Origin of the sequence: Aureimonas frigidaquae, assembly GCF_001463905.1 — a bacterium.
In the GTDB taxonomy this organism is placed as follows: domain Bacteria; phylum Pseudomonadota; class Alphaproteobacteria; order Rhizobiales; family Rhizobiaceae; genus Aureimonas; species Aureimonas frigidaquae.
In genome coordinates this window covers 165,289-177,462 of sequence record NZ_BBWR01000017.1, presented here as the reverse complement: position 1 = coordinate 177,462, position 12,174 = coordinate 165,289, and the positions used below count along the sequence as shown (strand labels likewise).

At 68.5% G+C, this 12,174-nt stretch carries 5 protein-coding genes and 1 pseudogene; 2 read left to right on the top strand and 4 right to left on the bottom strand.

Going from position 1 to position 12,174, the window contains the following annotated elements; translation table 11 throughout:
* Positions 1–104: 104 nt before the first annotated feature.
* The gene (locus AUL30_RS16940; protein WP_062229074.1) at positions 105–776 is read left to right on the top strand and encodes a response regulator transcription factor; all 672 of its coding nucleotides are present in this window, start codon (positions 105–107) and stop codon (positions 774–776) included.
* 7 nt (positions 777–783) lie between these two features.
* Positions 784–2,091: pseudogene (locus tag AUL30_RS20165) on the top strand (ATP-binding protein); the annotation flags it as partial.
* 42 nt (positions 2,092–2,133) lie between these two features.
* Here AUL30_RS20165 and pbpC read toward each other — a convergent pair.
* The 4 genes from pbpC to AUL30_RS20325 all read right to left on the bottom strand — a co-directional run bounded on the left by pbpC (position 2,134) and on the right by AUL30_RS20325 (position 12,127).
* Positions 2,134–4,215: a penicillin-binding protein 1C gene (gene pbpC / locus AUL30_RS16930; protein ID WP_062229073.1), complete on the bottom strand. Its 2,082-nt coding sequence runs from the start codon at positions 4,213–4,215 to the stop codon at positions 2,134–2,136.
* The gene (locus AUL30_RS16925; RefSeq protein ID WP_062229072.1) at positions 4,212–9,698 is read right to left on the bottom strand and encodes an alpha-2-macroglobulin family protein; all 5,487 of its coding nucleotides are present in this window, start codon (positions 9,696–9,698) and stop codon (positions 4,212–4,214) included. Before AUL30_RS16925 ends, pbpC begins: the two co-directional genes overlap by 4 nt.
* A 63-nt stretch (positions 9,699–9,761) precedes the next feature.
* Positions 9,762–11,357, bottom strand: coding sequence for an FAD-dependent oxidoreductase (locus AUL30_RS16920; RefSeq protein ID WP_062229071.1), 1,596 nt, complete (start codon positions 11,355–11,357; stop codon positions 9,762–9,764).
* 125 nt (positions 11,358–11,482) lie between these two features.
* Entirely contained in the window at positions 11,483–12,127 is a 645-nt protein-coding gene (locus AUL30_RS20325) for a cell wall hydrolase (protein WP_407638288.1), read from the bottom strand.
* Between the last annotated feature and the right edge of the window lie 47 nt (positions 12,128–12,174).

The following is a 12,174-nucleotide window of genomic DNA, read 5'->3' as shown; positions in this document are numbered from 1 at the left end:
CCGTTCGCAAGCCCTGCCCTATCGCTCCACGCTGGCAGGCGACTGGCCGCTCCTATACAAATCCGTATAGTGCCCTGCCCTGCCCGCGAGCCCGGACCCGCGCTATGAAGCTTCTCCTGGTCGAGGATGACGACAGCATCGCCGCCTATGTCGCGGCGGGCATGACGCAGAGCGGCCATGATCTGGACCGTGCGGCGGATGGACTGACGGGAATGGAACTTGCCTTCACGCGCGATTACGACGCGCTGGTGGTCGACCGCATGCTGCCACGGCTGGACGGGCTGTCGCTGGTGCGGGCGCTGCGCGCGGCCGGCAGGGACGTGCCCATCCTGTTCCTGACCTCGGTCGGCGGCGTTGACGACCGCGTCGAGGGGCTGGAAGCGGGCGGCGACGATTACCTCCTGAAGCCCTTCGCATTCTCCGAGCTTCTGGCGCGCCTGAACGCGTTGACGCGGCGGGGCCCGGCGCGGCGGGAGGATACGATGCTCGGGGCCGGGGACCTGACCATGAACCTCATCGCCCGCAGCGTGGTGCGGAGCGGCCAGGCCATCGATCTGCAGCCGCGCGAGTTCCGCCTTCTGGAATACCTCCTGCGCAACAAGGGGCGGCTGGTCACGCGGACCATGCTTCTGGAGCGTGTCTGGGACTTTCACTTCGACCCGCGCACCAATGTGGTGGAAACCCATATCAGCCGGCTGCGCGCCAAGGTCGACAAGCCCTTCGACCGCGAGATGATCCGCACCGTGCGCGGTTCGGGCTATATACTGGAGGGATGATGCCGCGATGCTGCGCACGATCGCCTTCCGCTTTGCCGGCACCTATGCGCTGATCTTCAGCCTGCTCGTGGCCGCCATATTGGGGATCACCTATGTGATCGCCACGGCCGAGATCGAGAACATATCGCGCCAGGAAATCCTCTACGACATGGCGGCGCTGCGCAGCGCCTTTACGGAGGGCGGGTTGGCGGAGCTGGCGCATGCCGTTCACGAGCGGTCCGAAGGCGCGCCGGGCGACAATTTCTACCTTCTGGCGCAAGGCGAGCGCTTCCTGGGCGGCAACATCCCGGTCTCGGTCTGGCAGGATGGCTGGCAGGAAATGCGCCTGCCGGCTGAGGTGGTGGACGGGGATCAGAACCTCAAGGATGCGGCCGGCATGAACAGCGACAACGAGGTCCGCCTGTTCAGCCTGGGCGAAGAGATGGGTCCGTACCGCGTCATGGCCGGGCGCAACTCCCACATCCTGCACGAGACGAAGGAGATCGTGCTGGGATTCCTCCTGGCCGGGAGCCTTGCCATCGCATTCGCGGCGCTGGCGACGGGTTACGCGCTCAGCCGGGCGCCAGCGCGCAGGCTGGAGCGGATCCTGGACCTGACCCGCCTCGTCACCTCCGGTGCGCTCGACAGACGGTTGCCCCTGAGCGCCCGCGGCGACGAGATCGACCGGCTGTCGGCCCATATCAACGCCATGCTCGACCGGATCGAACGCCTGATGCAGAGCCTGAGGCAGGTTTCCACCGACATCGCGCATGATCTGCGCACGCCGCTGGCGCGCCTGCGGCAGCGTCTGGAAGGCCTGCGCGAGGGGCCCATCGCCCCGGACGCACTCGACGCCGCCCTGGATCAGGCGCTGGTGGAAGCCGATACCATCATCGATACGTTCAACGCCCTGCTCCGCATTGCGCAGGTGGAGGCCGGCGCACGCCGGGCAAGGTTCCGCTCGGTCTCCCTGTCCGCCTTAAGCGAGCGGCTCATCGATCTGTACCGCGAGGTGGCGGTGGATGCGGGGCACCGGGTGGATGAACGGATCGAACCGGGAATCATCGTCGAGGGCGATCCCGATCTTCTGACACAGCTTCTGGCCAATCTGATCGAGAACGCCATCACCCACATGCCGCCGCCCGGGCACATCGCGCTGACCCTGACGCGGGACGGGGCGGAGGGGCTGCTTGTCATTGCCGATAGCGGGCCCGGCATTCCCGAGCCCGAGCACGCCATGGTCTTTCGGCGGCTGTACCGCCTGGATCGCAGCCGCTCGACCCCGGGCAGCGGACTGGGCCTTGCCATGGTGGCGGCCATCGCCGAACTGCACGACGCCACCATCCGGCTCGGCGATGCCGGGCCCGGCCTTATCATCTCAATCCGCTTCCCCATCGTCGAGGCGCACACGGCTGGTGGCCGCATTGCCGACGCTGTCGATCACGGCGATCTCGGCGAAGCCGGGCAGCGCGACCGGCACGGAGGCCTCGCGCGGGAAAACGGATGACGCGACCGGACGGCCATCCAGATACCAGGTGAAGGGCGGTCGTCCGCCCCGGACCTTGAGCGACAGGAACGCGCCATCCGGCGCATCGAGGCCAAGTTCGACACGCGCGCCGGACGGCGGGAAGACGATTTCCGGCCGGCCGCTGGCATCCACCCGCGCATTGCGGGCCCCGATCTTGCGCAAGGGGGGCGGCAGGGCTGCGGTGCCGGCGGCCAGGATGCCCGGTGGGGGGCCATCCAGGCGCTCCGCCCCGCCGAGCCTTGCGAAGACGCCCCGCAGGATCGGCAGGGCGCTGTCTTGGCCGACCAGGCCGGAAACCGGTGCTCCGTCCGGGCGCCCCACCCACACGCCGACCACACGCCGCGCATCGTAGCCAAGGCTCCAGGCATCACGATAGCCATAGGAAGTGCCCGTCTTGTAGGCGAGCGTCCCGGGCGAGCCGCTGCTGGTCGTCGGCCCGCCGGCCAGGATCGACGTGACGTACCAGGCAGCCTGAGGCGACAGGATCCGCCGCGCCGGCTCCCGCGGGCCATCCGCCCGGCGCGTCAGGGGCATGGACACACCGCCATTGGCAAGGCCGCCATAGACGCGCATCAGATCGTCCAAAGTGACGCCGAGCCCGCCCAATCCGATGGCGAGCCCGGGCAGGCTGCGGCTGCCGAGTTCGGGCCTGGCGCCGGCAAGTCGCAGGCGCTGGATCAGCCGCGCAGGTCCGACCAGGCGCAAGAGCTCCACCGCCGGGAGGTTGCGCGACAGTTGCAGCGCCCGCCGCGCCGTCATCACCCCCTCATAGCCATGGTCAAAATTCTGCGGCCGATAGCCGGCAAAGCTGACCGGCCGATCGTCGAGAAGGCTTTCGGGGTGGGCCACCCCGCGCTCGAAGGCGAGGCCGAAGATCAGAGGCTTGAGCGTCGATCCCGGGGAGCGCAGCCCGCGCGACAGGTCCACGAAGCCCTGCCGGGATCGGTCCAGCATGTCCGGGCCGCCCACCGCAGCAAGGACCTCTCCGCTCTGCGGATCGCTCACCATGATAGCGAGGCTCTGCGGCGAGGGCATGGAGGCGACGCGCTCGCGCGCATAGGCTTCCACCCGTTCCTGCATGGCGCGATCGATGCTCATGCGCAGAACCGGCGCGTTAGGCTCGGCACGCCGCAGACGCTCGGCCTCGTGTGCGGCCAGCATGGGCATGGCGTGGCGCCGGGCTGGCATAGCCTCCCGCCGCGCACGCCCGGCTTCGTCGGCCGACAGGATCGCCAGCGCCTCCATCCGGTCGATCACACGGTTGCGCGCCAGGCGCGCGCGCTCGGGTGCGAGATCCGGGCGGTTACGCTCCGGCGATTGCGGCAGCGCCACCAGCAGCGCACTTTGTGCGGCCGTCAGCCTGTGCGGTTCCTTGCCGAACCAGGACAGGCTTGCCGCACGAACCCCCTCCACCGGGCCGCCATAGGGCGCGAGCGTCAGGTAAAGAGACAGGATCTGCGTCTTGTCGAAGCGCCGTTCCAGCGCCAGAGCCAGGGCGATCTGCTCCAGCTTGGCCGACAGGCTGCGCGGCGGCAGGCCGGCCATCAGGCGCGCCGTCTGCATGGTGAGCGTGGAGCCGCCGGACACCAGCCGGCCATGCGTCAGCGCCTGAACGGCAGCCCGCGCAAAGGCGATCCAGTCGACGCCGGAATGCGCGGCGAAGCGCTTGTCCTCCCAGGCTGTCAACATGGCCAGGAAGCGCGGATCGACGAAGGCCGGTTCGGCGGGAAGCCGCCACCGCCCGTCCGGCAGGGGGAAGACCCGCAACAGATCGCCATTACGGTCCTCAGCGATCACACCCGTCTCAGGAGGACGCCAGTCTGCGATGCGGCGTGCGCCGTACCGCTCCATCAGAACAAGGCCGAGCACCGCGACCGCGACGCATAGAAGCGCGGCGCTGGCAGCCAGAACGCCCGCGCGCCGATACGTCATTCTGCCGTTCCGGCCACCACCAGCCGGGACTCCCCGGTGCGGCCGCGGCGCTCGGGCTGGTACATGTTCTCCACCACGGCGGCGGGGTGCATGAAGCTGCCGGGTGATACGGCCCGCACGACATAGGCGAAACGCATGGCGGCGGTATCGTTTTCGGACAGGTCGACGGCCACGATGAAGCGCTCGGTCCGGAACTCCGTATGGGCCACGTCGTCGGTCAGCTCCAGAAAGTCCAGCGCCGCCACATCACCGCCGCGCAGGATGGCAGGGTTGTCGATCTCGAAGCCCGCCGGAAGCGGATCGTCGATCACCAGGCGGGCGGCATTCCGGTCCACCGGCTGCACATCCAGGACGGCGACGAGCCGATCCCCCTGGCTCACCCGCTCCAGATCGGCCGGTTCGCCCTCCAGCGTGTAGTAGCTGCGGGAGATGGCGTAGCCGGACGCATCCGCCGGCAGCGGCTCGGTCGGCACGCCGCGCAGCGTCAGATCGGCCGAAAGCGGTTCCTGGCCCGCATTACGGATCGTGGCCGGCTGGGCCAGGTCCGACGCCGTGAAGCGCGTGGCATAGGCGCCTTCCCGGATTTCACCGTCCAGTTCCAGGCGGGGCGTGCGCGCGGTCACCATCGCATGCGCCGCCAGGAGGGACCAGGCGTCCTCCTGCGTGGACAGATACGTCCGTCCGGATCGCTCGGCGCTGATCTTTTGAATGAGTGGCTGCAGGTCGGTCCCCGGAATATCGCCTTCCAGCCCGAGCGTCAGCATGGCAGCACTGTCGCGCAGGGCGCTGCCGTAATGCCGGAAGGCGTCCGCGTCACCCTGTTGGCCGAGCATGGACCGGACGGCATCGCGGTAGACCGTCTCGGCGCGCACGCGATCGTTATAGATGGCGAGCGCGGCGGCAAGCTGCGCCTTGGCGAGCGGGCTGCGGAACTCACTGAGCTTGTTATCGGCGACATAACGCAGATCGCCGATGGCGGCCCGGCCGGATCGGGCCAGAACGTAAGAGGCATAGGATGCAGGCGCCCAGTCCGAATGCTCCTGCTGGTAGGAAACCTGATTGGCCAGATTGTCCAGGGCCATCGTCAGCGCCTCCCGCGGGACGGCGTAATCGGCTTCCGCTGCCCGGGTCAGGAAGTCGGTCACATAGGCATCGAGCCACAGATCCCCGTAATCCGGCGCCCACAAGCCGAAACTGCCGCCCGACCCCTGGTTCGCCAGGACTTTCGTGATCGCCTCCTGCACGCGGGCGCGCACGTCGACACCGCTGCCGAGCCCGGCGGCCAGGACCGTCTCATCCAGATAGACCATGGGCAGGGCGCGGCTGGTGAGCTGTTCGGTGCAGCCATAGGGATAGAGATCCAGCGCGCGCACCGCACCCGCCACATCGAAGCCGGACAGGCTCGTGACCGACAGCGTGGCCGAGGCGCCCGCCGCGCTGAACTGCGCAAAGATCGTATCGTCGAGCGTGATGCCACGGCCGGGCGCGAGCGGGAAGCTGGAGCGTGCCACGGCTTGCGGCCGCAGGGAACGCACTTCCATGGATACATGCTTTTCGAGCGCCGCGCCGCCATCCGGCGGCGTGACCGTCAGGGTCAGCTCCGCAAGGCCGGGCGCTGCCGCCCGCACCGGGATGGTGTAGCGGGCCCGTCCCTCGGCGGGCAGGTCCACGGTGGTCGTCGGCGACGCTTCCACCTCCAGGACGCCCTCCCCGCCCGTCAGGGCGAGCGCGACCTTGCCGGAGGGCCCGTCCACATGCGCCAGCTCCACGACGATGCGCGAGCTATCGCCCGGCGCCAGGAAGCGCGGACGCACCAGTTCGGCCACGATCGGATCCCGCACCACAAGGTCACGATCCGCCTGGCCGACGCCGTCCTGTGTCCACGCCATGGCCATCAGCTTCAACGTGCCGTTGAAATCGGGAATGGCGAGCTCGACCCGCGCCACGCCTTGCGCATCGGTTTCGACGATCCCGGAATAGAGCGCGACGAGCTGGTCCATGGGCGGCGGAGACACGGCGTCGGCGCCGGCATCGCCGCCCGAGCGCACGGCACCGAGCGCGCCCTGCATCCGGTCGATGAGCCGGCTGTACAGATCCCTGATCGCTACGCCGAGCCGGCGTTGCCCGAAGTAATAGTGCGACGGCGCCGGCGCGGCGAAATCGGTGATGTTCAGAATGCCGACATCCACGGCCGAGAGGGTCACATAGGCGCGCGTGCCCGCCGCCAGCCCGGCGACACGCACCGGAACTTCTATGGATTGCCGCGGTGTCATGACCTCCGGCGCCTCGATCGATACCTGCAGGTCGCGGGCGCCCGGATCCACGGCGGCATGCGACAGGCCGATGGCCCGGCCCGGCATGCGCCGTTGTTCCAGATCCATCGGGCGGTAGATCATCGCCGCCACATAGGCTCCGGAGCCCCAGGCCTGGGTGACCGGAAGGCGGATATCGGCGCCATCGGCCGGAAGGTCCACGCTCACGCGGTCGATCAGGCTTTCGCCAAGCACGAGAATGTCAGCCTTGCCCGCAAAGCGCGGAACGACATGGACGATGGCCTCCTCGCCCACCGCATAGCGCGGCTTGTCCAGGCTGACCTCGGCAATCTCGGGCGTGTCGGCGGCCGTCGCCGCGACGTACCATCCGGCATCGAAGCCGATGCTGGCGGGGATCACCCCTTCGCCCGAAACCAGAAGCTCGTAACGCCCCCAGCCGACCGGCGCGGAAATCTTGCCCGATCCATCGGCCGGAAGGTCCAGCATGCCATCGGCAACGCGTTCGCTGCGACGGATGGGCTCGTAATTCCACTGCCCGCCGGACTGGTACCACTGGAACTCGGTATCGATGCGGTTGAGCACCCAGCGCAGCCCCGTCTGCGGGAGCGTGGCGTCGGCCGCCCCCAGGGCGATGACCGAGAAGCCGGCCGTGCCGCCCTCCGGCACCTCGCCGTCGAAATCGGGCCGAATGCCGATCCGCGTGCCCTCGGCCGCGACCGGCACGGTCTGGCGCCGTTCGACGGGCCGGCCGCCGGAATCCAGCACCCGCACGATCAATTCCGCGCTGACCGGGCGGGTGGTCGCCGGGGGCTCGAAGGGGGACAGCCCGATGCCGGCCACCCCCTCGGCATCCGTTTGCGTTCCTTCGAAGGGCACGCGCAAGGGGGTGACCTCCTCGTCGGAGAGCCCGAAGACGTAACCGGGCCGGGCGGCAAGGGACTGCGCGGCCGACAGGACGACTTCGCCCTCGACGGCAAGGCCGGCAGCCGGCGCCCCGAACAGGTAACGCGCTTTCAGCGACACGTCCGGCGGCGCGGAGGGATCGAACTGTGCAACGGGATCGACATCGAAGGCGATCTTCTGCGGTTCGAAGTCCTGCACCTGCACGTCGGTCGAGGCCAGGGCCGGCCTCTCGGGATCGATATGGAGGGCCACATGCCAGCTTCCGCGCATGGCGCCGGCCGGCAGGTCCACATCCTGCGCCGTGCCACCGGCATCGCGCGGGGACACGACCCTGCGCAGATATTCCACGCCATCGGGCCGCCGGACGATCATGGTCAGCACCGCGCCGTCGACGGCCCTGGCGTCTGCATCGCGCACAAGGGCCGTCAGGTGGATCGTTTCACCGGGGCGGTAGATGCCCCGTTCCGGCGTCAGGAAGACATCCAGCGCATCGGCCGGCGCCCGGCCGGCCACGCCGCGATCGGACAGGTCGAAGCCGGATGTCGTCAGGTCCAGGAACACGAAATCGGGCTCTGACCCGCCGCGCTCGGCGGTCAGGAGCGCAGGTCGGTCGCCGCCCGTTCCCGCCAGGAGGCCTGGCGCGAAGGTGGCGTGCCCGTCGGCGTCGGTCGTGGCCGTGGCCAGGATATCGTTGTTGGCTGCGATGAGCTGGAGCGTGATGCCGGCCAGCGCGTCGGCGCGCCCGAGCGAGCGGACGGTGACATGGAAACCGTCCGCGCCCGACAGCGTCGAAAGCCCCAGATCGGTCAGCACGAACCATTGCAGCGCCGGCTCGTCGCGCGCGGCATTGCCGTTGGACGGCGTCGCCGCCAGAAGATAGATGCCGGGCTTGGACTCCTTCAGGACATCGGCCAGCGGAATGGCCGTCACCGTGTCCTGGTTGAGCCGGTTGGCGACGCTGACCGTGCCGGTCCACACCTCTTCGCCGCTGTTTGCGGCGATGTCGTCGAGCTGGTAGCTGCCGAGCCGCGTGAGCAACTGGTTGTCGCCGAGGGACCGGGCCAGCTGACGGTCCCCGAGGCGCAGCAGGCGCAGGGAAATCTCGTCCGCATTGACGCTGGTGACCGGCAATGACACGGCGCCACCCGACGGCAGGACATAGGCGTTGCCCGCAAAAAAGGCCGAGGCGGTGCGATCGCGGACATAGACGATGCCTTCCGCATCCTTGCGGAGAACCTCGCCATGTGCGGACGGAATGCCGGCCCGTGCCTTGACCCGGTAGCGGCGGCCATGCTCGACGCCGTCGACGCAGAGCTGCCGGCCCGAAGCGGTCACCGGGAGCGCATCCCCGCCATCGACGGACAGGTAATCGCCGGCGCGGTCCGATCCGATGAGAGAGGGGGACAATTCATCCGAGAAGTTCATGCAGATGCGCGGGCTGGCGGCATCGTTGTCGACGCTGTTCCCGGTGACGCGGAAGCCATGATCCGTCAGGGCATCCTCCAGCCTCTGGGCGATCTGCGGATCGGCACCCAGCGCAGTGGCGGCACGCCACGTGCGGATCGCCCCCCGCCAGTTCTCGTCCTCTCCCTGCGCCTGGGCCAGGAGGTCCAGGGCGGCGGCCGCTTCGGCATCGTCCGGCGCGGTGACATAGGCCGATATGGCCGCCTGCGCACGCAGCGCCTCGACCGCCCTGCGGCGGTCCCAGTCCTCCGGCTTGTCGTCGAGCGCGGACTCGGCCAGTGCCCGCCAGGCGGATGCATCCCCCGGCGCCACGCCGAGATAGCGCCGATAGGCCTCGATGGCGGCGGCGGGGCCAGCCTCGTCCGACGCGGTCCGCGCAGTGCTCAAAAGCTCCTGCGGCGTCTGCGTCGTGCCCAGCGCTTCGCCCTGCAACTGCAGGCGCAGGCGCCGTGCATCGTCCACCAAAGACGACGGCAGGAAATCGAGGCTGGCCTCACGCGCGGCCATGGCGGCGGCATCGGGTTCCGGGCCGGCATCCACAATACGGCCCGACATGGCGCCGGGCGTCTGCCGGGCGGGGCCGACTGCGGACTTCAGGAAGCACCAGCCGGTGGAAACGTTCAGCGTGAAGGCCTTGCATTGCGTATCGGACAGGCAGGCCGTTTCGCACAGGTTGGCATCGGCATCGCGCAGGACATCGTAATCATGGCCGTAATAGTCAAAATCGGGCGCGGGGACGATGCGTCGTTCGGCGGCGTTACCGGAGCCGGCGCCAGCCAGGACCGAAACGGCAAGGGCGCCCGCCCACAGCATGGCCTGGAGCCGCTCGCGATACTTTGCCATGGCACTTTCCCCCACCCAGCCTGCGGCTCAGCTTAAGGCGAAATCACCGCGCAAGGAAGCCGTTCACGAAGCCGAGAGGTGGTCCGCCAGCCGTAGCGCCAGCGCCACCGCCGGCAGGGTCGGATTGGCCTGGCCGGCCGTCGGAAAGACCGAACTGCCCGCCACGTAGAGATTGGAGAGGTCGTGCACGCGGCAGTTGGCATCGACGATACCGCAGGATCGGTCGGCGGACATGCGGGTCAGGCCGATCTGGTGGTATCCGTCGAGGGCCTGCCCTGCCACATACGCGTCCCGCGTGCCGGCTTCCACGTGATAGTCGAGCTGCCCGATACCGTTCGCCCGCAGCCAGGCATCGATACGTGCGTGGCTGCGGACCACCGAGCCCGTGTCGGCCGCAGAGAAGCGCAGATCCACACGCAGGCCCGGCCCGGCCTCCGGCCCCTCGGTGGCCAGTTCGACGCGGCTTTCCGAATTGGGCGCATGCTCGGCATGGTAGCGCAGGAGGTAGCGTCCGGCGGGGTTGAAGAGTGCGAAGGCGCTCCCATCGCGGCGGCGTGCGGACAACTGCCGCCCCAGCGCCACTGCAGCGCGCGGGTCGAAGCCGTTGCGCAGATTGGCCATATGGCACGCCGTTCCGCCCTCGTGGCGCGGCGCCTGCCCATGGCTGACCCGCGGATAGAGCCGCATTCCCGACAGGGCGAGGTAGAGGCCGGAAAGGAGGCCGCTGCCATGCGTCGGATCGGAAATGGAATAGCTGTCGAGCCAGAAGGCGGTGTTGAGAAGCGCCATCTCCTCCTGGATCGCGTCAGCGCAGGCGAGGCGCTGGCGATGGATTCCGCCCCCTTTTGTACGCTGAAACCAGAGACGGCGGGCAAATTGCGGGTCTGCGAAGACGATGCCGGCTAGATGCCCGGTCAGATGGCCGCAGTAGAAGCGGCCGAGCGGCCCGCCCTCGCCGCCGAAAAGCTGCGGCATATGCCGCCGGGATACCATCAGGAGCCGCGTGTTCTCAAGCCCGCCGGCCGCCAGGACATAGGCATGGGCGCGTGCCGCCTGGCACCGGCCCTCATGCTCCACCTCGACCCCGCGGATTCCATCCGAAGTTGCATCGATCAGGACGCGGCGGGCCTGGCAGCCCGTATGCAGCATGAGATTGCCGGAGCCGCGGATGGCGGCGTCATGCGCATCGGCGACATTGCCGTTCTGCGACCAGAATTCGGTCCGGTCGAGCAAGACGGGCTCGCCGTCGGTCATGGAGACCTGCGTATGTGCTGGCGGGGTGCAGCCGAGGAACCGCAAAGCATCGGGGTAATGGCGCTGCAGGGCGTGATGGGCGAGCGGCCAGCCGGAATGCGGGACGTAAGGACGTTCCCGGAAATCGATATCGTCGAAGGCCACGCAGCGCCCGCCCCAGAGGTGCGAGGTGCCGCCGACCGACCGCATCATGGCGACATCCGGCCCGGCATGGCTGGCATTGACGAACTCGATCGGCGGAGCCGGCACCGTGCGCCCGGTCTGGAATCCGTATCCCGCCTCGATCACCATGACGCGCTTGCCCTGCGCTGCGCACCGCAACGCCAGGGACAAGCCGACCGGACCCGAGCCGACGATACAGATATCCGCTTGCGCGGCTGGGTCCGGCGGACCATCGACAATCATGAACGGGCTGGATCCTCGTCGGAACGGCAATCACGAAACGATCACGCGGACGAGCTTGGCACGTATGAGCAGTTGCAACAAGTCGGGCTACGCCTTCCGCCGTAGGAATGGCGGCAAAGGCCTTGCTACTGGGCTGTTGCGGCGATGATATCTTCGATCGACATGGGCGCTTCGACCATTGTGCGTTGCACCGAAGCGGCACGCGACGGGATGGCGGCAACGCGGGTGACGGGCACGGCCGCAGTTGCGGCGGCTGCCGCGGCGATGGTGCGCGGCGCAAAGCGGGGCAAAGGCCGTTCCTGCAGCATGGCCTGCGTTTGCGTCGGGTTGCGGCGCTTTTCGTAAAAGGCGTTGCCACCTGCAATCGCGACATAGTGCATGTTGTTATAGGGGTAGGAATAGCCCGCCGTGTGGAAGAACAGGGCGTTCCGGCCGACGCCACCATGCCGGGCCCCGCGCATGACCTTGCGGGCCGTCGCCTCCGCCAGCTCACGGCCCGCCCCCATGGGCTTGGACAGAACGCCCGGCGCGAACTGGTTCTTCTGTCCGACGACGCCACAGACCGTCGTCGGGTATTTGCCGGAATTGACCCGGTTCATCACGACGGTTCCGACGGCCACCATCCCCTCCTCGCTGGAGCGGTTGGATTCGAAATACATGACGCGTGTCATGCATTCGTGCTCGGACATGCCGACCTGCTTGACCGAGGCGCAGCCGGAGACCAAGGCAAGAATGGACAGAGCCAGAATACGCGGGGCGACACGCTGCATGTTGGTTTTAGCATCCGGGGCCAGAAGACTGCGCCTGACCCTACGCC